The 24284-nt window shown below is 51.8% G+C and carries 23 protein-coding genes; 7 read left to right on the top strand and 16 right to left on the bottom strand.

The window, feature by feature from the left end:
* Positions 1-263: 263 nt before the first annotated feature.
* Together ACR64Q_RS19540 and ACR64Q_RS19535 are read right to left on the bottom strand one after the other, a co-directional pair.
* Entirely contained in the window at positions 264-659 is a 396-nt protein-coding gene (locus ACR64Q_RS19540; protein WP_026602554.1) for a diacylglycerol kinase, read from the bottom strand.
* A gap of 3 nt (positions 660-662) precedes the next feature.
* Entirely contained in the window at positions 663-1298 is a 636-nt protein-coding gene (locus ACR64Q_RS19535; protein ID WP_026602553.1) for a phosphatase PAP2 family protein, read from the bottom strand.
* 513 nt (positions 1299-1811) lie between these two features.
* Here ACR64Q_RS19535 and ACR64Q_RS19530 point away from each other — a divergent pair.
* Complete coding sequence (locus tag ACR64Q_RS19530; RefSeq protein ID WP_020484304.1) at positions 1812-2117, top strand: hypothetical protein; 306 nt, start codon at positions 1812-1814, stop codon at positions 2115-2117.
* 109 nt (positions 2118-2226) lie between these two features.
* Here the strand turns inward: ACR64Q_RS19530 and ACR64Q_RS19525 are convergent, their stop codons facing one another.
* The 3 genes from ACR64Q_RS19525 to ACR64Q_RS19515 form a co-directional block, all read right to left on the bottom strand.
* Positions 2227-2931: a DUF2490 domain-containing protein gene (locus ACR64Q_RS19525; protein WP_192392673.1), complete on the bottom strand. Its 705-nt coding sequence runs from the start codon at positions 2929-2931 to the stop codon at positions 2227-2229.
* A gap of 396 nt (positions 2932-3327) precedes the next feature.
* Positions 3328-3762: a hypothetical protein gene (locus ACR64Q_RS19520; RefSeq protein WP_020484306.1), complete on the bottom strand. Its 435-nt coding sequence runs from the start codon at positions 3760-3762 to the stop codon at positions 3328-3330.
* Between the two features lie 186 nt (positions 3763-3948).
* Entirely contained in the window at positions 3949-5511 is a 1563-nt protein-coding gene (locus ACR64Q_RS19515; protein ID WP_313732810.1) for a bifunctional aminoglycoside phosphotransferase/ATP-binding protein, read from the bottom strand.
* A 317-nt stretch (positions 5512-5828) separates the two neighbouring features.
* On the opposite strand from ACR64Q_RS19515, the gene ACR64Q_RS19510 reads away from it, so the two are divergent.
* From ACR64Q_RS19510 to ACR64Q_RS19485, 6 genes are all read left to right on the top strand, one after another.
* A complete protein-coding gene (locus tag ACR64Q_RS19510) occupies positions 5829-6656 on the top strand; it encodes an undecaprenyl-diphosphate phosphatase (RefSeq protein WP_313732809.1) in 828 nt (275 codons plus the stop codon).
* 62 nt (positions 6657-6718) lie between these two features.
* The gene (locus ACR64Q_RS19505; RefSeq protein ID WP_020484309.1) at positions 6719-7702 is read left to right on the top strand and encodes a calcium/sodium antiporter; all 984 of its coding nucleotides are present in this window, start codon (positions 6719-6721) and stop codon (positions 7700-7702) included.
* Between the two features lie 2 nt (positions 7703-7704).
* Complete coding sequence (locus ACR64Q_RS19500) at positions 7705-10371, top strand: MMPL family transporter (protein ID WP_313732808.1); 2667 nt, start codon at positions 7705-7707, stop codon at positions 10369-10371.
* 115 nt (positions 10372-10486) lie between these two features.
* Entirely contained in the window at positions 10487-11332 is an 846-nt protein-coding gene (gene motA / locus ACR64Q_RS19495; protein ID WP_483823415.1) for a flagellar motor stator protein MotA, read from the top strand.
* An 11-nt stretch (positions 11333-11343) separates the two neighbouring features.
* Positions 11344-12315, top strand: a complete 972-nt coding sequence (gene motB / locus ACR64Q_RS19490) for a flagellar motor protein MotB (protein ID WP_483823414.1) — start codon at positions 11344-11346, stop codon at positions 12313-12315.
* Between the two features lie 42 nt (positions 12316-12357).
* Positions 12358-13098: a class I SAM-dependent methyltransferase gene (locus tag ACR64Q_RS19485; RefSeq protein ID WP_483823413.1), complete on the top strand. Its 741-nt coding sequence runs from the start codon at positions 12358-12360 to the stop codon at positions 13096-13098.
* Positions 13099-13196: 98 nt separating this feature from the next.
* On the opposite strand, the gene ACR64Q_RS19480 is transcribed toward ACR64Q_RS19485, so the two are convergent.
* The 11 genes from ACR64Q_RS19480 to pyrF all read right to left on the bottom strand — a co-directional run bounded on the left by ACR64Q_RS19480 (position 13197) and on the right by pyrF (position 24006).
* Positions 13197-15035, bottom strand: a complete 1839-nt coding sequence (locus ACR64Q_RS19480) for a polysaccharide biosynthesis protein (RefSeq protein ID WP_483823412.1) — start codon at positions 15033-15035, stop codon at positions 13197-13199.
* Entirely contained in the window at positions 15032-16063 is a 1032-nt protein-coding gene (locus ACR64Q_RS19475) for an MraY family glycosyltransferase (protein ID WP_483823411.1), read from the bottom strand. The genes ACR64Q_RS19480 and ACR64Q_RS19475 overlap by 4 nt, the downstream gene beginning before the upstream one ends.
* A gap of 7 nt (positions 16064-16070) precedes the next feature.
* Positions 16071-17024, bottom strand: coding sequence for an NAD-dependent epimerase/dehydratase family protein (locus tag ACR64Q_RS19470; RefSeq protein ID WP_483823410.1), 954 nt, complete (start codon positions 17022-17024; stop codon positions 16071-16073).
* 71 nt (positions 17025-17095) lie between these two features.
* Positions 17096-17554: a DUF411 domain-containing protein gene (locus tag ACR64Q_RS19465; protein WP_483823409.1), complete on the bottom strand. Its 459-nt coding sequence runs from the start codon at positions 17552-17554 to the stop codon at positions 17096-17098.
* Positions 17555-17564: 10 nt separating this feature from the next.
* Positions 17565-17984 (bottom strand): secondary thiamine-phosphate synthase enzyme YjbQ, encoded by a 420-nt coding sequence (locus ACR64Q_RS19460; RefSeq protein ID WP_020484318.1) that lies wholly within the window; start codon positions 17982-17984, stop codon positions 17565-17567.
* 157 nt (positions 17985-18141) lie between these two features.
* Positions 18142-19206 carry a uroporphyrinogen decarboxylase gene (hemE, locus tag ACR64Q_RS19455; protein WP_483823408.1) on the bottom strand — a complete coding sequence of 355 codons (1065 nt, stop codon included), beginning with the start codon at positions 19204-19206 and terminating at the stop codon, positions 18142-18144.
* Positions 19207-19229: 23 nt separating this feature from the next.
* Positions 19230-20792 carry an AAA family ATPase gene (locus ACR64Q_RS19450; RefSeq protein ID WP_483823407.1) on the bottom strand — a complete coding sequence of 521 codons (1563 nt, stop codon included), beginning with the start codon at positions 20790-20792 and terminating at the stop codon, positions 19230-19232.
* Positions 20782-21864: a 3-dehydroquinate synthase gene (aroB, locus tag ACR64Q_RS19445; RefSeq protein ID WP_313732797.1), complete on the bottom strand. Its 1083-nt coding sequence runs from the start codon at positions 21862-21864 to the stop codon at positions 20782-20784. Before aroB ends, ACR64Q_RS19450 begins: the two co-directional genes overlap by 11 nt.
* Positions 21836-22390, bottom strand: a complete 555-nt coding sequence (locus tag ACR64Q_RS19440; protein ID WP_020484322.1) for a shikimate kinase — start codon at positions 22388-22390, stop codon at positions 21836-21838. Before ACR64Q_RS19440 ends, aroB begins: the two co-directional genes overlap by 29 nt.
* A gap of 275 nt (positions 22391-22665) precedes the next feature.
* On the bottom strand, positions 22666-23040 hold the full coding sequence (locus ACR64Q_RS19435) for an endonuclease domain-containing protein (protein WP_483823406.1): 375 nt from the start codon (positions 23038-23040) through the stop codon (positions 22666-22668).
* A 240-nt stretch (positions 23041-23280) separates the two neighbouring features.
* Positions 23281-24006 (bottom strand): orotidine-5'-phosphate decarboxylase, encoded by a 726-nt coding sequence (gene pyrF / locus ACR64Q_RS19430; protein ID WP_020484324.1) that lies wholly within the window; start codon positions 24004-24006, stop codon positions 23281-23283.
* Between the last annotated feature and the right edge of the window lie 278 nt (positions 24007-24284).

Raw genomic sequence — 24284 nt, 5'->3', positions numbered from 1 at the left:
TTATATAGCGTGGGAGCGACTTGTCTTCAGCCTCAGGGCTAAAGCTGGTGAAATCGACCAAGTTCAGGTTCTTGCTGTTGAGGCGGGCTAAGACATTGCACAGTCTGCTTCTATGTGTACAAGGCAAGTGGCCTCAGTTGCCTTGCTATTTGTTCGATTATTCCAGGGAAGTCTCTATCAACGTAGGTAGGCCGTAGGCAAAACCACGACATTCAAGCTCCGATACCACAGGCCACATTGATTACGCTGCTTGTGATTGATGTCTAGGAGGACCAGCCGACTAATGACCCTAAGTAGCTGAGCTCCGATAGCATTACCACTGCCCAAATCAGGATGCTGATGCCGGCGGCGGCTGCGGCAATATCCTTGATGACGCGTATTTTTTCATTTTGCCGCGTTTCCACGAAATCGCAGAGGGCTTCTATGGTCGTGTTAAACATTTCGCATATCAGCATCAGGCCGGTGGCGGTAAGTACCGAGATGAAATCCACCCATTGGCGAAAATAAAAGCATACGGCTAAAATCAAAACGGAAAGTATGACTTTATAGGCCACACTAAAATCATACACAACCGCGTAGCGCAGACCTGACAAACAGACCTTCAATTTTCTTAAAGGGTGATAACCGCTTTGTCCGGTATTAAGAAACTTGTTTCGCATGACTCACCTCATGAAGATGCCGCCGTTTTGCAGCAGATTAATTAATCCCAGCACCCACAGCAAGCTCAGCAAGGCGCCACCTAGTACATCCGAGGGAAAATGAACTTGCAGATAGACCCGAGAGACGGCAACCAGGGATACCATCAAAAGAGCAAACCCCGTCAAAGCGTAAAAATTAAGCCCCAGTTTGTCGGGTTTGAGCATCCACCATAAGGCCGCAGCAAAGGCAACGATTTGCGCTGTGTGGGCGCTAGGGTAAGAGGCGTCCAAGGGGATTTCACCCACAACGGGGAAAAAATCGGGGCGTGGCCGGGCGAACCAAAGTTTGGCAAGCCGGCTGAACAAGGCAACACCGGCTAGGCTCAAGACTATCAGCCAAGCCTCTTTGGTTCGGCTATTTCTCGCCAGAACACCGCTTAGCACTGCGGTTATCGGGGCCAGAACAAACAGCGAACCAGCCCAAGTAATCACTGCAAAAAAACGATCAAGCAAGACACTTCTAATGCCGTGCGCGGTACTAAGTAAAAAGCGATCCCATTGGCTCCAGTGCGCACTGAAGCGCTCGATAAAAACCATCACTGCGATTGCCGCTAACCAAAATCCAAACGTCGGGAGATATTTCAAACCTAAAATTTTCATCGTTTTGCCTCCGCGTTGGCCAACTACTATTAACCCGGCCCTTAAATACCGTTCGCCTGTATGCCCTTGAGGGTACTGAGATTCTATGGTTTTTTGTCAAGCAGCACCTTCGAGACAGTCGAAGAGCCAGCCAGCCTGGGCTTCGGCGAGCTCAGCCCGAACGGAATGCCAGTGATAAATAGGGCTGGGTTAATAACTCGGCCTTTGAGTCTCGCTGCTTCCGTGCAGTCGGGAATCCTATTGATACCATGGATTCCGGCTTTCGCCGGAAACATCTACCTCCACACCGCGGCTTTTCGCTTCGCCTGTCGTGCGCCTTGGCGTATTACCGACAAATTGTTTGGAAAACGGCAGGGTTTTAGTCGGTGGCAAATTATTTTTCACTTATTTAACAGTGCTTTATGTGTGTTGGGTGGTGGCATTTTAATTGCTAAGCAAGAGTCGCCGGTGCAGGCCGGGTTGACTTGGCAACCTGGTTTGGCCGGTATTCTTTACTAGTCATGAGGTGTTGATATGTTCGAAGCCATTGTATTGTTCATACTAAGCGGCCTGGTCGCTGCGTGCGCATACTCGTCTCAGGGTTGCGGACTTTCCTTTTTCGGCAAACTATTCCGTTCCGCTAAAGGCCAAACGCCGGCGACGTTGACCAGCCAATCTCTCGCTATTGACAGCCCAGAGCCAACCTCTAGTTTTCTGGAGCAACTGCAAAGCGAAATTGAAGCCACCTTATTCCCGCGTCCTACCGACTCGGTATTGCGGCGTCATTACGATGCCCTGGTCGCTGTGGAAGTGAAAAACCGGTTGAGCTTTTTTAGCTGAGAGCCGAGGATTCTATATGCAGCCCAGTCGGGCTGCATATAGAGTCAGTCCTAAGCTCAGTCTTAGAGCCTCGCTGGGGTTAGCGAAAAATCCCCGCATTTTTTCTGACTTAGAAATTGACATTAATATTGGTTAGCCAGACGTGATTGGTTACATCGGGCGAGCCATAGTTATGGATGTATTGCAATTGATAGCCGGTATCGACATTCAAATTTTTTGTCACTTTGTAGCCCACCCCGACATAGCTGCGATTTTGGTTGATACCGGTTTGCACTGATCGCGCCAGTCGGCCCTCATCTATCGAGTTGAAGTACACAAACAGCTCATCAAGCGCGATTAGATAAGCTTGGCTGTCCGGTATTGAATAGACTAAACGGAATCGGTGCCGCATGCGATGGCCGACGTCGCCTTCGTGGGCAAAGAAGCGTTGCTCGAGACGAAACCGGTATTGAAAATTCAGTTGTTGCGTCCAGTTGTCTATCCACTGCACCTGCTGCATCGCATCGTTAGTGGCCATTTCAAAGTCGGTCTGTTCGCTGTATTCGCCTTGCCAGGTGTAGCCCAACCAGAGTTGCAATTTGTTAGTTAGCTTATAGCCGAGCAGCGGGCGGACAATAATTTGATTAAACAATGTATTGTCGGTTTTGGTGCGAGGTGCCAATTCCAGAAATGCTAAATAGGGGCTGCCGCCGAAATCGGTTTGGTAGGTATTGCTGATCCAGGTGCTGAAATCGTCTTGTACAGGGCCTGCCTCTGCCGCAAGCGATGTCAGCGTAAGGCCGGTGAACAGCAGGGCTAAGTGAGTTTTTTGCATGTTTTTATACCGAAGAACTGGATTTGAAACGAACTGCGTCACGGTCAGCGAAGCTTTGCGTGTGAGGGTGCACGGTTTATCTGCTGGAGATAAGCTTATCTCAATTCTTGATAAATGTGCTTAATCAGGACTGGTATTCTGCGTGTTGCGCGGCAGGCTAGTTTATAAGTTGTTTGATTCAGGGTGTCGAGCGCAAGTCATCTACTTGCTGGAATGCGGCTTAATGTAGGAACGGGAAACCCTAAAAGATTATTCAGGCTGGGTTGCATTGCAAATCAGCGGGTTGCCAAAGAGACCGGCAACAGGAAAAGATATTGAGCGGTGATGTGGTGCGGACCTAGTTATCGACAAGCCCTCCGGTTGCCGGAGGGGATGTGTCAGCGAAATGAATGCGGCTTAATCGGTCAATCCACTTACACCTTCAATAGACCAGTTTTCGAAATCGTTTGCTCCGGAGGTGTCGTCGCCTTTGCCGTATTGGATCCGGCAAGCGTAGTGACGCATCACGTTGGGGCTGTCTTTCCCGCTGATTTCCACGTCGGCATTCACAATATATTCGTAGTTGCCGAGAGTCCAGGCGTTGGTAGGTTGGCTGGCAAATGACAGGCTTTGATCTTCGTCGGCTTCGTTTTTGATGTAGGTGTTGCAGTGGGCGAACGCCAGGGCGGTCATGTCGGTACTAATGGACATTGGGTTGGCCGCGTCCTTGCTTTCCACCAAAAATAAATCGGAAGCGGCGATGTCGTACATAAACGGCAGGAAGAACTTGATCTGGACGGCAAGCAGGGCTGCCAAACAGACGGCAAATAATATAATTTTCTTTTTATTCATGGCTCAAATGGTGGTTTTTATTGGTTTAATTATCTAGCGATCACCCGCGATTCTAACAAAGATCGTGGACGGTAGGAAATGCCAACCCTCGCCGGCTAATTTACCGTGAATTTAATATTGTCCAAGCGTGTGCTTTTATAGCGCCCTTTGCCGCAAAGGCCGGGCCGAGACAGTCAGCAGCTTAAATTATTCCAGTGTTCGTTCCAGCTCGCGCCAAGCTGCTTGTTGATCGTTTCTATCCAGGCCATCAGTGTTGTTAGTCAATATTACGTTGTACGGCAGCTCCTCGGTTTGCAATGCTTCGGCGCCGGCTGTGGCCTCGTCCAGCACCGTCAAGTCGGCTTCCGACGCATCGCGTCCTTGTTCTTGCCGGCGCCGAATGCGTTGTCGTAACACTTTATCTTTGGCTTGTATCGAGAGAATGACGAAAGGAATTCCCAAATTCTGCGCCAACAGCTGAAACGGGCGACGTTGTGCGTGTTTTAAAAAAGCGGCGTCGACAATAACCGGAAACCCGTAACCAAGTAGGGCTTGTGCCAGGTCTAATAAATGTTGGTAGGTTTTTTGGCTTGCTTGTGGATCGTATATGCCGCTATTGATTGCCGAACCGCTTTTTTGCAGAGCGTTTAAGCCAAATAGCCGTTTTCTTTCGACATCCGAACGCAAGCGGATTAGCTGATGTTTTTCCAATAGTATTTGCGATACCACGCTTTTGCCGCAACCGGGCAGGCCGTGGGTTAGAATCAACGCCGGTTTACGCGGGCATAAGCTGCTACCGGCCAAGTCTAAATAAGTTAGACATTCTTGTCTGGCCGATCCCTCAGCGGTTTGTGCGAACCTATACCCGGCAATTTTCGCGCGCACGGCAGCTCGATAACTGAGATAAAAGCGCAGCACGCCAAGGCCGGCGTAATCGCCGCTGATTTGCAAATAGGCGTTCAAAAACCGGTATGCCAAATCGCCGCGGCCGCGATGGAGCAAGTCCATGATCAAGAATGCCGCATCGCTGATCGTGTCGATCCAGCGCAATTCCGGAGAAAATTCAATACCGTCGAATGCGACCGGCCGACCTCTTAACAGCACGATATTGCCCAGATGCAGATCGCCGTGACATTCGCGAATAAAGCCTGATTGTTGCCGCTGCTCAAACAGGTTTTCGGTTGTCAAAAATGCTTGCCGGCAACGCTCTTGCAGCGGCTTAATCGATGCGGCATCTTCGGGTTTCATCAACTCAAGCAACTGTTGGAAGTTTTGCCGGGCCGGCGCTTCGATACCGGTCGGAGAGCCGTAGTTCGAATCTGGAGTTGCCGGCGCCAAGCCCATATGAAAACGGGCGATAGTGTCGGCCAAGCTGTCAATATGCGCCGGCCTTACTTCCCCGCGGGTCAGCAACGTATCCAGCAACTTACCAGCCGCAAATCGGCGCATTTTTACCGCATATTCAAATGCCGGTTCGGCGTTGATTCCGGGTTGTCCAGGGCTGCCGCCAATGGCTGTCACTTGTAAATAAATGCCGGGTGCCAGACGCCTATTAATGCGAATCTCTTCCTGGCAATAAAAATGTCTTTGGCTGAGTTGGCTGAAATCCAGAAAGCCCAGATCGACCGGTTTTTTAATCTTGTAAGCGTAGCGGCCGGCCAGCAACACCCAGGAAATATGGGTTTCCAGCACGGTGACCCGTTTGACCGGATGCGGGAAACAAGCCGGGTCGCAAAGCGCGGCTATCAGTGGTGGGTATGCATTGGCCATGATTAAACACCTTTACGCGGATTGAGCGCGACTGACACCGCAACGGCAGTATCAGTATTGTTGACGATTCTGGCAGATCGGCGAGTGCTATGCAAAGCAGGTCTAAACCTAAATTACTGGCGGGCATGTAAGTCATAAATGCCAGGATTTGCCGTGGCTTACAGGGTAAAGTTACGTAATGGTTGAGATTTCGACTATAATCCCGCCCCGCTTATATGGCTTTTTCATAGGCTTACCAAATTCGACTGGTTTACATCAACTTCATCGACATGCTGATTTCGACCCTGGTACCTGACTGGTACGGAGCCTGATAAAAAATGGACATTACCCTCATCATCAAATCCCTGATACTCGGCGTAGTTGAAGGATTAACCGAATTTCTTCCGATTTCCAGCACCGGTCATTTGATTCTCGCCGGCGATTTGCTGGATTTTAACGACGACAAGGCCAAACTGTTTACCATCGTGATTCAGGTTGGCGCGATCCTGGCGATTTGCTGGGAATATCGGGCCAAGATCGGCTCGGTGCTGAGCGGTCTGACCAGCGACAGGCAGGCGCAAAAGTTTGTATTAAACCTGATGATTGCCTTTATGCCGCTGGCGACGCTGGGCTTGTTGTTTGGCAAGCATATCAAGGCCGCGCTGTTCAAACCGGTGCCCGTGGCGTTGGCGTTCATCATCGGTGCGTTCGTGATTATCTGGGCGGAAAAGCGCGAGCATAAAATTCGCGTCGAAAGCGTGGACGATCTCAGTCCGTTGGATGCATTGAAATTGGGTATTGCCCAAGCGTTTGCGTTGATTCCCGGCACTTCCCGTTCCGGTGCCACCATCATCGGCGGCTTGTTGTTTGGGCTGTCGCGCAAGGCTTCCACCGAGTTTTCTTTCTTTTTGGCGATTCCGACCTTGGTGGTCGCCAGTCTTTACGATTTATACAAACACCGCGACTTGCTGCATGTCGAGAGCGACGCACTGTCGTTCGCGGTCGGTTTGATCGCAGCTTTTATCAGCGCCCTGCTGGCGGTTAAGGGTTTACTGCGTTACATCAGTCATCACGATTTCATTATTTTTGCCTGGTACCGGATCGTGTTTGGCGTGGTGGTGATAGCCAGCGCCTATAGCGGTCTGGTGCAGTGGACAGTGGATTAACATCCGGCGTTACGCGGGGCAGTATTTCGATTTTTTTGATCTTTAAAATTTAAGGGTAGGTTATGGCTTTGCCACTGTTGATGATAGTCATCGGTCTGATTGTGTTGGTTTGGAGTGCCGATATTTTTGTCGAAGGAGCTGCCGCGATAGCGCGTTTTCTGGGTATGTCGCCGTTATTGATCGGCATGGTGGTGATAGGTTTCGGCACCTCCGCGCCGGAATTGACGGTGTCCGCCCTGTCGGCCTGGCAAGGGAATCCGGGTATCGCGTTGGGTAATGCTTACGGGTCGAATATTACCAATATCGCCTTGATTCTGGGGACGGTGGCATTGATCAGCCCGATTATCGTCCATTCGCAAATTGTAAAAAAAGAGCTGCCGGTATTGTTTGCCGTCACCTTGTTCGTGCTGGCGCAGTTATACGACGGCGAGTTGTCGCGAACCGATGCGATTCTGGAGCTGGCGGTATTTATCGGGGTGATGACCTGGATGGTGCGCCAAGGTCTGAACAAAAAAGCCGAGACAACTGATGTGTTGGGCGAAGAAGTCGCAGACGAGATGGAAGAACATCCGATGTCCTTCGCGCAGTCTGTGATTTGGTTGGTCGGCGGCCTGCTGTTCTTGATGCTCAGTTCCAGGTTATTGGTTTGGGGTGCGGTAACGATTGCCCAGGATTTGGGGGTCAGCGATTTGGTGATCGGCTTAACCATCGTCGCCATCGGCACCTCTTTGCCCGAGTTGGCGTCGTCGATTGCCGCTGCCCGCAAAGGTGAACACGATCTGGCCTTGGGTAATATCATCGGCTCCAATCTATTCAACACTTTGGCCGTGGTGGGATTGGCCGGGGTGATTCATCCGATGTCGATTCCGCTGGAAATCGTTAATCGCGATTGGCCGCTGATGGCCTTGCTAACGTTATCGCTGTTCTTTTTGGGATACGCCAGAAAAGGCGAGCAAGGCCGGATCAATCGGGTTGAAGGCGGCATCTTGTTAGCCATTTACGCCAGTTACACCGTGTACTTGATTAACACCGTCGTGAGCGCTTAAGCATGTCCTTGGAAAAACGTTTGGGAAATATCGCCTTTCGTTGGGGCAACTGGCTGCTGTATTCGCCGGGATTAGTGTTACTTGCCTCGATAATCTTGGCTTATCTTGCGGTTCAGTACACCGGCAATCATCTGACCGTCAACACCGATACGGCGGAACTGATCGCCCCAGAAGCGCCGTTTCAGCAAAACCGGCGTAAATTCGAACAGCAATTCGGTCAGGAAGTGCATACGCTGCTGCTGGTGATCGAGTCCTCCAGTCCGGAATTAACCAAGGCCGCTGCGCAACGCTTGAGCCGGGAGCTTAGAGCGGATACCGAACATTTCACCAAAGTCTATCGGCCGGATGAAAACGCGTTTTTCCAACGCAATGGCCTGTTATATCTGGATACTGATAAGTTGCAGGATTTTTCGGTGACGCTGGCGCAAGCCCAGCCGTTTATCGGCCGAATCTCTCAAGATCCCAGTCTAAACGGTTTTTTCTCTATCTTCGAAGACGCGCTGAATGCGGAAACCAAAACCGAAGAAGTACCCATAGACCTGATGTCACTGATCGACAAGGTCAGCAATTCCCTGCATAAAACTCTGAACGGCGAAACCGATTTACTGTCCTGGCAAAAACTGATCGCCGAAAACAAGATCAGCGAAGAGCAATCGGACAAGGCCTTTATTTTCGTCACGCCAAAATTCGACTACAGCCAGATTTTGCCAGTGGAGCCGGCGATCAAGGTTATCCGTCAAGCGGCCGACAAAATTCAAGACCCCAATATGCCGGCTGTCAAAGTTTGGGTGACCGGCGAAGTCGGTTTGGAGCACGACGAAATGGCCGGGATGAGCGAGGGTACCTTCACCGCCAGCATTTTTTCTATTGTGTTGGTCTGCGGCATTTTATTGGTTGCGTACCGCTCCTGGCTGTTGATGCTGGCTACCTTGCTGACATTGGCCTTGGGTATGGTGTTTTGCGGTTTGTTCGCCTCCGTGGCGGTGAAACAGCTGAATCTGATTTCGGTGGCCTTCGCGGTGTCCAATATTGGTTTGGGCGTCGAGTATGCGATCCATTTTTGCCTGCGTTATCGCGATAATCTGGATTTATACGGCAGCGACAAGGGCAAGGCGATTCGTTCGGCCTTATTGGCGACCAGTCCGTCTTTAATTCTGTGCGCCGGTACTACCTCCATCGGTTTGTATGCCTTTATTCCCACCGATTACCAAGGCATTTCCGAGTTGGGTTTGCTGGCCGGCACCAGTTTGTTTATTTGCCTATTCATTACGCTGACCGTGTTGCCGGTACTGCTCAAGGTCTTGCCCAATCCGCCCGTGCATCAATTGCATGGCGAACAACCCGGCGAATCGAAATTTACCCATCTGCTGGCGCACTTTACCTTGCACTATGCCAAACCGATTTCCTTGCTGACTTTGCTTGGCGCAGTGGTTGCCGTGTACTTCGTGTTTCAGGTGCAAACCGATTTCAATCCATTAAATCTGCGCGATCCGCATACCGAATCGGTAATTGCCTTCAAGGACTTGATGAAGGAGCGCGATACTTCACCGATGACGTTGACCGTTTTGGTAAAAAACGAAGACGAAGCCAGGGCTACTCAGAAAAAACTGGAGAGCCTGAAAACCGTCGATAAAACTGTCAGCTTGTTCGATTTTGTGCCTGACGACCAAGAAAGCAAATTGGGTATCATCGACGATATGGTGCTGACGCTGGGCCCGCAAAGTCAGTTTTTCCCGCAACTGAAAACCGGCACCGATCCATTGCCGGCCATCAAGCGGATGATTGCCGCAATCGACAATAATCTGCCGAAAAAAACCAATCCGGCGGACATCAAATCACTGCAAACTTTTAAACAGCAGTTGCAAGACGTGATGGTGGAATTGGAAGCCAGATTTCAGCCTGACCGCGGCGTGTTTATCGAGAAGATTCAAACCTCGTTGCTCGGCACTTTGCCCACTGTAATGAACCAGCTTCTGATCGGTTTCCATGCGGAAGAAATCATACCCACCAGTATCCCGCCTGAAATCAAGGAGCGTTGGCTGAGTAAAGACGGTTTGTACCGCATCCAAATTTTTCCCAAGGAAGATTTGAACGATCTCGGTAACTTGCAGACTTTTATCACCGACGTGCAGGCCGTGGCGCCCAATGCCACCGATTTGCCGGTGATGTATTGGGAGTCCATGAAAGCCGTGATCGGCGCCTTCCAGGAAGCCATCATCATCGCGTTGGTGGCGATTGCCTTGCTATTGATGTTCATACGCCGCAGCTTGGTCGATACTCTATTGGTGATGACGCCTTTAGTATTGGCCGGCTTATTCACGATGGCGACTACCGTGTTTACCGGTACACCGATCAACTTTGCCAATATTATTGCTTTGCCTTTATTAATGGGTCTGGGTGTCGATAACGGTATCCATATGGTTGAAAAACTGCATCACTCCCTGTCGGAAGATCAGAACATTTATCAATCCAGTACCGCGCGCGGCATGTTCTACGGCGCGTTGACCACCATTTCCAGCTTTGTCGGTCTGGCATTTTCGCCGCACCAAGGTATATCCAGCATGGGACTGGTGATCACTATCGGTATTTTCTGGATTATGACTTGTACGTTTGTGGTGTTGCCGGCTATCAGCAAGCTGGTTTTAAAAAAAACTGAGCATTTAGCCTGAGAGTTTGAAAAGCATAGCCTAGACTTATCCGGCAGCTTACATGGCGGCCGGTAAAGCGAGAGAATCCAGGGTAAGTTTGAATTTTATAATTAACTTTTAGTTTTTAGAGGCAACCATGTTTGTAATCATTGGTTATGTGATCATTTTGGGCTGCGTATTGGGCGGCTTCATGATGGCTGGCGGCCACTTGGGGGTACTTTGGCAGCCGGTGGAGGTGCTGATCATCGTCGGCGCCGCCTTTGGTTCCTTTTTGGCCAGTAACTCTTTGGCCAACAGCAAGGCGGCGATGGCTGGCGGTACCGCCACATTGAAAGGCAGTACCTACACCAAGGAATACTATATGGAGCTGCTGATGAGCTTTAACGCGCTCAGTCAGAAGGCCCGTAAGGAAGGTTTATTGTCTCTGGAAAAAGTGGTGGACGATCCGGAAGGCAGTTCGATTTTCGGCGAGAAAATCGTCCACGACCACCATTTGATGGAGTTCATTTGCGACAAGCTCAGGCTGATCCTGACCGGGGTTGATGTCAATCAACTCGAAGACATCATGGATGCAGAAATCGAAGTGCACCATGCCGAAGGCAACGAGCCGATCAAGGCCGTGCAAAAAGTCGGTGACGGTATGCCCGCTTTCGGTATCGTCGCGGCGGTAATGGGGGTCGTGCACACGATGGAATCGGTGGGGATTCCGCCGGCGGAATTGGGCAAACTGATCGCCGCGGCGCTGGTCGGTACCTTCCTGGGTATTTTAGTGTCATACGGCTTTATTGGCCCGGTGGCATCGGTGATGGAAGCGCGGCTGGAAGAAGAAAGCAACGCCTATAAATGTACCCAAAAAGGCCTGTTGAACTGCGCGAAAGGCACATCGCCGGCGATGACGGTGGAATTCATGCGCACCGCCATTCCGCACGGTGCCAGACCGAGCTTTACCGAGCTGGAAGAGCAATTAAAAGCCGGTAAATAAGGTAGATAGCGATGGCCGAACAACCCATAATCATCAAAAAAATCAAGAAAGGCGGTCACGGCGGTCATCACGGTGGCGCCTGGAAAATTGCCTATGCCGACTTCGTGACGGCGATGATGGCCTTCTTTTTATTGATGTGGCTGCTCGGATCCACCGATGAAAAAACCAAAAAAGGTATTTCCGAATACTTCCAGAATCCGTTCGGCGTCGCGATTACCAATAGTAGCGGCGAGGGTACGGGTGATCGGACTAGTATCATTCAGGCCGGCGGTCAGGATCTGAAGTCGCAAGAGGAGGGGCAAGTGCATCAGGGGGAAAATACCCCTGCCGAACCAACCCCCGAGGATATCGAAAAACTGGCGGAAGAGCAGGAAAAGCTCAAGCTGGAAAAGTTGCAGGAAAAAATCGAGGACATGCTGAAAGCCAATGACAAGTTGGCCGAATATAAGGATCAGATCAAGCTGGAAACCACGCCGGAAGGCTTGAAAATCCAGATTATCGATGCGCAAAACCGGCCGATGTTCAAGCTGGCTAGTTCAGGTATAGAAACCTATGCGCAAGCCATCCTGCGCGAACTGGCGCCGGTTATTAACGAATTACCGAATAAAGTCACCATCAACGGTCATACCGACGCGTTGCCGTTTCCCAGCAATCGCACCGGCTATTCCAACTGGGAGTTATCCAGCGACCGGGCCAACGTGGCGCGCCGCGAATTAACCCAAGGCGGACTCAGCGAAGATAAGGTGCTGCGCGTAGTCGGCTTGGCCTCCAGTATTCCTTACAAGGGAGACGTCCCCAACGATCCGATGAACCGGCGGATTTCCATCGTGGTAATGAACAAAAAGACCGAAAATCAGGTGTTGCACGATGGCGCCGAAGATAAGCCCGGAAGCAGCGATACCTCGGTTCCCGGTCTGCCGGCCATATCGCCAACGATTCAGCAAAATACCAAAATTACCGGGGCGGACGGCGCTGCGCATTAGCCTGACTCGGTCAATAATCGGCTGACCGCTCGGTAAGGACTGATGCAGTTATTCAAGGCGCTGCTGAGCCAGCTACTAGCCTGCGTCGTAGTGCTGGGTCTACGCACCACATTCCCCCTGTCCGTTAGCGTTTGGCAAGCTGTCGCTATTCAGGCCGGCTTGGCCGCACTGTTCTCTCGCGGTTTTCGCCAGCCTTACTGGTGGCTACCGATTCATTTGCTATTTATACCGACCGTATTACTGGGGCTTAGCTGGCAAGTGCCTGCTTGGCTGTATCTGCTGATGTTGCTGCTGCTGACTCTATTATTTTGGGGAACAGTGAAAGGCGATGTGCCGTTGTTCTTATCGTCTTCCGCCGTCAGCCAGGCGCTGATCGAAATAGTAAGCCGCGAACAGGCGCAAGCGTTTGTCGATATTGGCGCCGGTCTGGCTACCGTTGTCGTGCCGCTTGCAAAAGCCCGGTCGGATATGGCTGTAGTGGCCTTGGAGCGAGCGCCGCTGCCCTGGCTTCTGGCAACATGGCGTTGCCGCAATCACGCCAATGTCCGGGTCGGGCGATCCAGTTTTTGGGAGCAGGATTTACGCGAGTTTGATGTGGTGTTCGCCTTTCTGTCGCCGCTGGTGATGGCGAAAATAGGCGAAAAAATTCGGCGGGAAATGCGGAGTGGTTGCTTGTTTGTCTCGTCATCTTTTCCGATACCGAATAGCTGCCCCGAGTCGGTACTCGAACTGAACGATAGCCGGAAAACCAAGCTGTATTGCTATCGGATAGGCCGGTTATAGACGATCCCTGGTAAGTTAAGAACCCCCCAACCTTCTTCAGCAGGAGAGGGAGCTTAGTCCAACGACATTGCCTGGAGAGAGTGTGAATTTTAGCGCTGTTATTTAGGCGCCGGCGTACTCGTAAACTCGGGGACCAACTGTTTCAAGCCGGCCAACAGTTGCCGGTTATCGTAGTTCCGGCACACCTTCTGCAAATCTTCAATCTGTTTAGCCCATTCCACGGAGTCGTAGAGTCGGGCTTTGGCCAGGCGCAATTTCGCATGGCTGGTTGCCAGTAATTGTTCCTGATCGTGGAATAGCTCTTCGTAGAGTTTTTCGCCGGGCCGCAAGCCGACAATCTTAATCGCTATGTCCTTATTCGGGACTTTGCCGCTCAGGCGGATCATTTGTTCGGCCAGGTAAGTGATTTTTACCGGTTCGCCCATATCCAGCACGAATACCTCCCCGCCCTGGCCTATGGTTTCCGCTTGCATGATCAGCTGGCAGGCCTCCGGAATCGTCATGAAGTAGCGGGTAATATCCGGATGCGTCACCGTGATAGGGCCACCGGCCTTGATTTGTTCCCTGAACAGCGGCACCACGCTGCCGGCCGAATCGAGCACGTTGCCGAAACGTACCGTGGTGAAGCGGGTGTTGCCCGTCTGATTCAGGTTTTGACACAGGATTTCCGCCGCGCGCTTGGTCGCGCCCATCACGTTAGTGGGATTGACGGCCTTGTCGGTGGAAATTAATACAAAGCGCGCCACGCCAGCGGCAATAGCCGCTTCCGCCAGTATCTTCGTGCCGATCAGATTGTTATGCACCGCCTCGCGGATTTGATTTTCCAATAAGGGCACATGTTTATACGCCGCAGCATGAAACACGATTTCCGGCTGCTGCGTGGCAATTAACTGTTTTACCGCAATCGGATCGGCGACGTCGCCCAGCACGGCCTGATGCACTAGCTCCGGAAACAGCCGATTCAAATCGGCATTAATTTTGTATAAATTAAACTCGCACTGATCGAACACGATCAGCTTGCGCGGTTGGGCTCTGGCCAGTTGCTTGCAAAGTTCGGAGCCTATGGAGCCACCACCGCCCGTGACTAAAATAACTTTGTCGCGCAGATGATTTTTTATGCCGGGCCAATCCAGCTTTACCGGTGTGCGGCCCAGAATATCTTCGATGGAAACGCTACGCAGATTGGCGGTGGTGACCGCGCCGCTTAGCAATTCTTTAACCGAGGGTAGGGTCTGAAAATCCACCGAGCAGTTTTCGCAGATTTCCACGATACGGCGCATTTGCTGATCGCTGGCCGACGGCACGGCAATCAGCACAGTTTCGATATTCCAGCGTTCGATTAATTCGGGAATTTGCTCGACTGTGCCGGCAACGCGGATGCCGCGAATTTCGCGCTTGTATTTGCCATGGTTGTCGTCGACGAACACTATCGGCACATAATCGCTATCGACATTGGCTAATAAATCCCTCACCAGCATTTCGCCGGCGGAACCGGCGCCGACAATCAAGGCGCGCTTACCCACGCGCTCCGCAAACGTCTGTTCCTTCCAAAAGCGATAAACCAGACGCGGAATGCTGAGCAAGGAAAACAGGATCAGCACATACAACGGTACGACCGAACGCGGTACACCGTGCAGGCGGTCGTATAAAAACAAGGCGGAGGCAATAAAAAAAATCCCGGTCAACACGGCTTTGCCGATGCGGATCAGGTCGGGCAGCGAGGAAAACCGCCAAACGCCGCGGTACAAACCATACACCCAGAATAAACTGACCTGGATGGCGATGACCCAAGGCAGGAATAATAATGCTGAATAAAAAAATTCGTCAGGGATGTCTTGCAGATTAAAACGCAGCCAGTACGCGCCGAACCAGGCCAGAGGGATCATGGCCAGGTCGTGCAAAAAAATGGTGGTGCGGGAGCGGAATCTTAAAGTCACGAAATAACCAACTCGGATTGGCCGGCCTTAAACCGGTAAGCCAGATAGATTAAGGGCAGATAAGCCAAGGCAATCCCGGCCAAAGCGTGGCTGGGATGCTTAAATATCCATAGAGAGATAGGCAACAGCCAGCCGCAATTGATTACCCAGGTTGCCAATAACACCGGCAAATGCCCGTAACGTTTGGCAGCGTGTTGATAAGTATGCGAGCAGTGCGCCGCATACCATTTTTGTCCGCTGAACATTCTAACCGCCAAGGTATAGCTGGCATCCACGATAAACACGCCGAATAAAACCAGCCCGCAATACAGCAGCACGGCGGCCTGTTGTGCGGCCAGTAAAATCAATAAACCCAGCAACAGACCGATAAAACCGCTGCCGACATCGCCCATGAAAATCTTGGCTTTCGGCCAATTCCACAGCAAAAAGCCAGCGCAAGCCGCCGCCAAACCCAAGGAAACAGCGCACAGGTTTTGATCGGTAAAAAACAGATAGCCGGCCAATGCCGAGGATACGAACAGCGCTTCCGACGCGGCAATGCCGTCGGTACCGTCCATGAAATTGAACAGATTGAGAGTCCATACCAAAAACAGTGCCCCCAAGGGATAGCCCAGCCAGCCAGGATTAAAGCTTAATCGCCCGAAGATGGCGTCGAATGGCGCGGGGATCAATATCACAGGTAGATCATTCAATAATTCCAAGGCGATGACGGCTGCCAATAAATGCGTCAAAAATCGCCAGCGCGCGGCCACTTCGCCGTGATCGTCACAAAAGCCGATAACGGCTACCAATAGCGTGGAGCTCAGCAAGGCCAAGAAACTTCCTGTTAATTGATCAGCAAAAAACAGCCAGAGAGCTGCCGTAAAGAATGCCAGTACGACTGCTAAGCCGCCGCCGCGTGGGGTTGGCACGCTGTGTGAGCTGCGTTGGTTGGGAATATCCAGCACCTTGTAAGTTAAGGCGTAGCGGCGAATCAGGCCGGTCAATACGGCGGCGAGCAGCAAGGTAACAGTAAAAAGCAGTAGCACGCAGGATTTAACTTAGATGGCGAATAATATCGGGCAGGGCTTTCCAGAGAGTATGCCGAGGTTGAAAACCCAATTCGCGGCTGATTTTAGCAGACGAATACCACGCCGAACCGGTTAATTTTTCCAGACTATCGCTATCGATGGGAAAGCGTCGCCCCGTCAGTTGGCCAAAGCCATCCCCCAATTTGGCTAAGCTGGTTAGCAACGGCATCGGTATCGACCAGGCAACAGGCGGCTTGCCGAGAGCGGCTCTGATCGCGTCGTAAATCTGCCGGGTGGAATAGCTTTGTTCATCCGTGACGATATAAACCTGCCCGGCGGCTGCGGGTTTCTCGGCCGCCAGCAATGCCGCTGCAACTATATCCGTTACATGCACCATAGAGCGCTGGTTACCGGACTCGGACAATGGCGGAAATATCCCGCGCCGGACTGCTTTGATCATCCTCGGCAAGTTACCTTTCTCGGAACCGCCATAGACCATGCTGGGCCGCAACACCACCGGATGCCGGACATAGCCGCCATTTAGCACCAGTTGCTCTGCTTCGTATTTGGATAAGCCGTAGGGATCTGTGGCCGGGTCGTTAACCGTTTCATCCATGGGTTGTTGGCTAGCCTGGCTAACGGCTTTGACGCTGCTGAAGAACACAAAGCTTTTTACCCTGGCTTGTTGTGCGGCTTCCAGCAGTTTGCGCGTGCCTTCGGTGTTGACCTGCCGGTATTCGGCCGCATCTTGCCGACTTTCCGCCAAGGCGTGGGCTTTGCCGGCCAGATGAAATATCACGTCTATGCCCGCGCACAACTCAGGGGGGCAAGCTCCCGGTTCAGCCAAATCCAAGGCGATGTTGTCCGGGCCATACCCGGCGCGACTGCACGTTTTGACCGCGTAACCCTGGTTTACCAACGCCTGGTATAGTTGCGTGCCGATAAAACCACTGGCGCCGGTAACGAGGGCCTTAGTCATGCTAGATGTTGCCAAAAAGACATAATGCTTGGCGGCGAATTAAGCGGACGGCTGAGAGTACGTAAGTTGAGTTATTGCTTGCTGCCATGCTCTGCAAACACTTCATACTTACCTTCCTTATCAAAGGATATCACCTTGTAAGCGTCTTGCTGCCCGCCCATTTCCATGCCGGGGCTGCCCATCGGCATGCCCGGCGCAGCGATACCGGCGATGTTGGATTTACTTTGTAAGAGCTTCTGAATATCGGCAGCAGGCACATGGCCTTCGATCACGTGGCCGTCCACGATGGCTGTATGGCAGGACGCCAGCTTTTCAGGCACGCCGAAACGGGCTTTGATGGTTTCCATGTCATCGCTAACCACGTCGTTGATTTTAAAACCGTTTTGCTTGGCATGTTCCAGCCATTTGCCGCAGCAACCGCAGGTGGGACTGCGATAGACCGTCATTTCCAGCGGCTTGCCGACTTCTTCCGCGGATAGGTTTTGGCTGCAAGCCGCCAGTAATAAAACAATTAGTTTTGCTGCTCTCATAAATACCTCTTTATTCGCCGTGTAGCGTTACGATGATAGTGCGATTGCCGGCATGATTGCGATGCTCACATAAATAAATGCCTTGCCAAATCCCCAAGGCCAATTGGCCGTCGCTGATCGGAATGCTCAGCGAGCTGCCTAAAATAACGGTTTTAATATGAGCGGGCATATCGTCGGGCCCTTCGAGCGTGTGGCGGTAGTATGGTTCATTTTCCGCTACCGCTCGGGAGAAATAACTTTCCAGGTCCCGGCGCACGTCAGCATCTGCGTTTTCGTTGATTGCCAGCGATGCCGAGGTGTGTTGCAAAAACACATGCGCCAAGCCTATTTCAATTTTATCCAGTTCGGCCAACTGACCGACTATTTCCCGCGTGATCAAATGAAAACCGCGCGGTTTGGCGGCAAGCTGGATGCGTTTTTGGATCCACATATGGAATACTAAAAATTGGTAACTATTCAGTGTGAAGGGCCGTTCCTTCTCCCCCTCACCCCAACCCTCTCCCGCGAGGAGAGGGGGCTTTTTACAAGACCCGCCGGTAAGAGGTGCTTAACTTAACGGCATTACCCTCAAGTATAAACGCCCTTATTTATCGATGATATTGCGGACTCAATTCCCGCACCGCATCGACCATGGCTTTGACATGTTCCGGGTTAATATCCGGCAAAATGCCGTGCCCCAGATTGAATACATGCCCCGAGCCATTACCGAAACCTTGCAGCACTTTGCCAACTTTTTCGCGGATTACGTCCGGTTGCGCGTACAAGGTGATAGGGTCCATGTTGCCCTGCAAAGCGACCCGGTCGCCAACGCGGGCGCGCGCCTGAGCAATGTCGGTTTGCCAGTCCAGGCCCAACGCGTCGTAGCCGGTATCGGCCATTGCTTCCAGCCACAGGCCGCCGCCTTTGGTAAACAAAATGGTGGGGATTTGCTTGCCGTCCTGACGGGTGTTTAACAACTCGCGAACCTGCCGCGCATAGCGCAAGGAAAACTCCAGATAATCGTCGTGGCTGAGCATGCCGCCCCAGGTATCAAATACCATCACCGCATCCGCGCCGGCAGCGATTTGCGCATTTAGATATGAGGCAACCGATTTTGCCAGCTTATCCAGCATTTGATGCATCAGATGGGGTTGTTCGAACATCAGGCTTTTCACTTTTTGAAAGCTTTTACTGCTTTTGCCTTCCACCATGTAGGTGGCCAGCGTCCACGGACTGCCTGAGAAGCCGATTAATGGTACCCGGCCGTGCAAATTGGTTTTGATCAAGCGCACTGCGTCAATCACATAGCGCAATTCGGATTCCGGGTCGGGAATCGGCAGTTTGGCGATGTCGGCAGCGGTTCTGACCGGGTTGGCGAACTGTGGGCCTTCGCCTTCGGCAAACGAGAGGCCCAAGCCCATCGCGTCGGGAATGGTCAAAATGTCGGAAAACAAGATGGCCGCATCGAAGTTAAAACGCTCCAGCGGTTGCAGTGTCACTTCGCAGGCTAATTCCGGATTGGTGCAGAGCTGCATGAAGCTGCCGGCCTTGGCGCGCACTTCCCGATACTCGGGTAAATAACGTCCGGCTTGGCGCATCATCCAGACGGGGGTGCGGTCGACGGGCTGTCTTAACAGGGCTTTTAAGAATAAGTCGTTTTGTAAGTTGGTCATTCGTTTTGATTGGGGGGTGAGAATCAGCGGCGGCTTTCTTTTTGTACGGCCCGGAAGCGCTTTTCCATGGCCTGCTTAAATTCGCCGGGCATGACGGCTTTAAGCTGGATCGCTTCGGCGGCGGTTTGGAAAGAGCCGTAAATTACCACGTATTTTTCCTGCTCGCTTTGTTTGATGGGATAGAACTTCAGGCCGTCGCGGTAATCGGCGTATTTTTTTTGGAAACGCAGCGCCGCATCTTTACTGGACAGTACCATGACTTGCAGCGTGAAGTTGCCAGCCGGTTGCGCCATGATCCAATCTTGATCGCTGCCTTCGAATACTGGTTTAGCAGGTTTGCGTTCGATAGGCTTAGCCACAGCTTGGACGGGCGGCGGCTCCACAGCAGGTGTTGCGTCTGCGGCAGGTGTCTCGGGTTTTTCAATCGGCGGCTCGGGTTTGGCTGGCACCGGGTTGGCGACGACTGGTGTACTGATAATTTCGCTGGCAACGGGTTGGCCTACCGGTTGTTTTGCCGGGTCATTTGGAACAGGGGCGACCGGCTTGGGCTTATCGGGAACGGGAACAACGGGGACCACAACATTGGTTGGCGCTGGTTCCGGCTCGGGGACTTTGGGTTCGGGCAAGGCTGGAGCAGGAGGTGGCGCGATTGCTACCTCGTTGGTCAGTATTGACGCCGATGGCTTTATTGATTCCGGCATCGCCGGCACGGGCAGACTTTCGATCGCAAGTTTGTTGGTGCTGTCGTTTTGGCCGCTAATCGGCGAATTGCCGGTTGTTTGCTCAATAAGCTGGTCAAGCGGTATTAACGAGTTTACCGCGTAGCCAGTGCCGGCTAGCACGCCGGAGATCGCCAACCATAAGCCCAGCTTGCTGCGTTTATGGCTTTGGGAATTAGCCAGTTTAGGCAATTGCCCGAGAATCTTGCCGGGGATGCCGTTGCTGCTGCGGTATAAATCCTCGATCAGGCTGTCGCTGATGGCATTGAACGACACCACTGCGCCCGGCTGCGCCGACAGGTTTTGCAAATACTCGCCGCATTGTTTTTTGCTGAGCGGCGGAAGTTCGATGAAATGACATTCATCCACCAGTTTGTCGGTACCGCTTTTGATGTGGAATTGATCGTGATTCATCGCAAATACCAACCGCAAGCCGGGCAGCGAATCGGCAAATTCGATCAGCATCGTCGTCAGGCCGGGTACCAAATTGCCGGCATCGTCGATTAACAGCACTACTTTTTGTCTGGCGCATTTGTCGCGCAACGCGCTCAGATCGAAAGCCGAAGCTTTGGCGATGTTCAGACCTCGCAACAAATCGTTAATCAGACTTTCGAAGCTGGAGTCTGGCGAGGCCGGCAGTAACACGACCTCCCACATATCCTTACGGCTTTGCTTGACAGCCTCCAATAACGTGGTTTTACCGATACCTTCCGGGCCGCAAACGATCAGCGATTGCTGCAAATTAGCCAGCAAATGCAGTAGCAAATCCAGCTTTTGCGAGCGCTCCAGCGTAATCAAGGCCCGCTCGGTGCTGTTGACCACAGAGCGCTTTTGGTAGCTGTAGGTCAGGTCGTCGTTATCCAGCATAGCTGTTCAAGGTTGCCTGCAATTGCGCCAGATCGACGTTGACGGGAAGAGAGGCTTTGCCGACCGCTTCCAATAAAATGACCCGAATTTTGCCGTCGACATTTTTCTTATCCACGGCCATCAAATCCACATATTGCTCGGTCGTCATTTCCTTAGGCGGAGTGACAGGCAAATTGGCGGCCTGGAAAACGTCGATAATTCGCTTAACGTCGGCATCGTTCAGCCAGCCCAGGCGCCGCGATAAATCGGCTGCAAAGCAGGTGCCGATAGCTACCGCCTCGCCGTGCAGATAGTGGCCGTAGCCGCTGCCGGTTTCGATGGCGTGGCCGAAGGTGTGACCGAGATTTAGCGTAGCGCGCACGCCGGATTCGAACTCGTCTTCGCCGACCACTTCGGCTTTATTGATGCAGGAACGCTCTATGGCATAAGCCAAGGCATCTTTATCGCGCGCCAGCAATTTCGGCATATTCGCTTCCAGCCATTCTAAAAAGCCGGGGTCGCGGATCAGACCGTATTTAATGACTTCCGCCAGGCCAGCCGACAACTGCCTGTCGTCAAGAGTATCCAGCACATCGGCGTCGGCGATGACGCATTGCGGTTGATAAAACGCACCTATCATGTTTTTACCCAACGGATGGTTCACGCCGGTTTTGCCGCCGACGGAGGAATCGACTTGGGCCAACAAAGTGGTGGGGATCTGGATAAAGGCGATGCCGCGTTGATAGCAAGCTGCCGCAAAGCCGCCCATGTCGCCGATCACACCTCCGCCCAATGCAATCAAAGTGGCGTTGCGGCTAAATTTTTTGGCGAGCAATTGATCGAAGACTTTCTCCAAATATTGGAGCGTTTTGTATTGCTCGCCGTCCGGCAGGATCACCGTTTCGACTTGATAATCGCCCAATGCCGTTTGCAATTGGGCTAAGTAAAGCGGGGCGATAGTCTCGTTGCTGACGACCAATACTTGCTTGGAGCGTATATGCTTGGTCAACAGTGCCGTTTGGGCCAGCAAGCCGGCGCCAATGTAAATCGGGTAACTTCTGTCGTTATTTAGTACAACTTGCAATTCTTTCATGATCTTCTAAAGCAGCCTGATATTGCTGCAAAATGGTTTTAACCACGGTTTTAGTGGGCAGGACGCCGGAGTCGATTTTAAAATCGGCGCATTCCGTATACAGCGGGTCGCGCTGCGCCAGCAAGGTTTGCAGGCGTTGCCTAGGGTTGTCGGTACGCAATAGCGGGCGTTGCGTATCGTGTTTGGTGCGGTGCAGGATTTTATCTATCGAACAGTGCAAATAGACGACGAAGCCGTTTTCCTTGATTGCCGCCCGATTCTCCGGCATTAAAACCGCGCCGCCGCCGGTGGCCATCACTATCCCTTGCAACGCCGATAAATGTCGGATCACAGTTTGCTCGCGCATCCGAAAACCCTCCTCGCCCTCGTAGGAGAAGATCGTCGGAATATCGACACCGGTGCATTCCTCGATGACTCTATCGCTGTCGTAGAACGGCCATTGCAAGGCTTTAGCAAGCTGTTTGCCTATGGTGGTTTTACCCACACCCATCAGGCCGATCAAGTAGATGTTTGCCGCTGGTTTCATTGCATTGGCTGGTTGCGCGCATTAAAAACCGAAGCATTATGCCCACTTTTTGCAGGGAGTTAAATTTTAGATGTTGGGCGTTAGCTTTTGAGGGGCTATAAAAATTACACAAGTCCCCTTCTCCCTGAGGGAGAAGGTTGGGATGAGTGGGGGTAAAACCCATTATTTACATCCCTCGCCCCAAGAGGCTTTTAGAGGGCTCCCTTATTTAATTCTCCTCACCCCAACCCTCTCCATCAGGAGAGGGAGTTATTACCTTCCACAGGCGAGTGTTATTAACTTTGGCGTATCCCCTCTCCATCAGGCAGAGGTGGCTCAGTTTGTAACTGAAGAATAGTCAAATGAATGGCTTCCATCGCGGCAGGCGTGGCTTGTAAAACCTCATGATTCCAAAATCTCAGTACTCGATACCCCAGCCGCTGTAAATAATGGCTTCTGTTTTGATCGTATTCCTGTTGCTCGGCATGCTGCCCACCATCAACTTCAATTACCAGCTTGGGTTCCAGGCAAACAAAATCAACGATGAATGGGCCGATAACTTGCTGTCTACGAAATTTACAGCCCAACAATTGCCGATTCATCAGCTGTTGCCAAATCACTCGTTCTGCGTCGGTTTGATTTTTGCGTAATGAACGGGCCAATTCTTTCATTGCAAAAGCCTTTTTTGGATTCCCTCACCCCTGCCCTCTCCCGGGGGAGAGGGAGTTATATTTCCGAGCTAGATGAGGCGATCCAAATTTAGTCTAGCTAACAAAAATACCGGTATCCCCCCTCTCCCCTTGGGAGAGGGCTGGGGTGAGGGGAGTTAAAAGTCCCGGCAAAATTAAATTTTTTGCCCTTCAAACAAACAATACCCAGAATAAAATTCCAGAAAGCTTTAGCGCAAATACTCAACCAAACTGCGCTGCAATCTGCCCCTGGATTTTTTCCGCCATGGCTTTACGGTCAGCTGCGTCGCGGATGGGTCTGCCTACTACTATATAATCCGCGCCGTTTTGAATCGCTTGCTCGACACTGACCGCGCGTTTTTGATCATCGTCTTCGCGGTTATCCACCGGCCGGATACCGGGAGTAATCACCAACAGCTTTTCGCCCAACTGCTCCCGAATCATTGCCACTTCCAAGCCCGATGAAACAATGCCGTCGCAGCCTATTTGTAAGGCCCTTTTTGCGCGTGACAACACCAAGTCGCGCACATCGCATTGAAAGCCCAAGTCATCCAAATCGCCGCGATCCAGGCTGGTTAATGCGGTGACGGCCAACACCTTTAAGTCGCCTTTCGCCGCTGCCGCTGCTTCCATAATGGAATCGTTGCCGTGGATAGTGGCCAGATCCACGCCTTTGTTACTTAGCGCTTTAATTGCCCTGCCCACTGTGGCCGGAATGTCGAAGAATTTAAGATCGACAAACACTTTTTTGTCGCGGGCCTTTAGCCATTCGATAAATCCGAAATAATCGCCCGACATGAATAGCTCCATGCCCACTTTGTAAAAAATCACCGCTTCCCCCAGTTCTTCGACCAAGGCTTGCGCTTCAGCGATGCTGGAAACATCCAGAGCCATGATCAGGCGTTCGCGGACGGGAATGGCTTTATTTGATATGAAAGATTCTGTCATAAGGATTATGAAATAGTCTGTTTACTTGGTTAAGAGTAGCGTTTTTATTGGTGAGCTTGGCAAGACCTGCTAAAGTGGTTTACAAGCAACGTTGATTTTCAAGCCGGTTTTTGAGTGTCAATTGTCGCGCTTGCGATGTCGCCAAGAAGTGGCATGCAGGAAGAACTTGTATGCGCCGAACGGTTTATATGCCGCCGCCGGTGTTGCATTAAACTTTCATTAAGCTGAAATAATTTTGGCTTAAAGTCCTATAATCAGGCAGGCAAATGATCAACTCA

This window comes from Methylomonas sp. 2F7, assembly GCF_057126975.1.
This window is presented reverse-complemented; position numbering and strand designations above follow the sequence as displayed.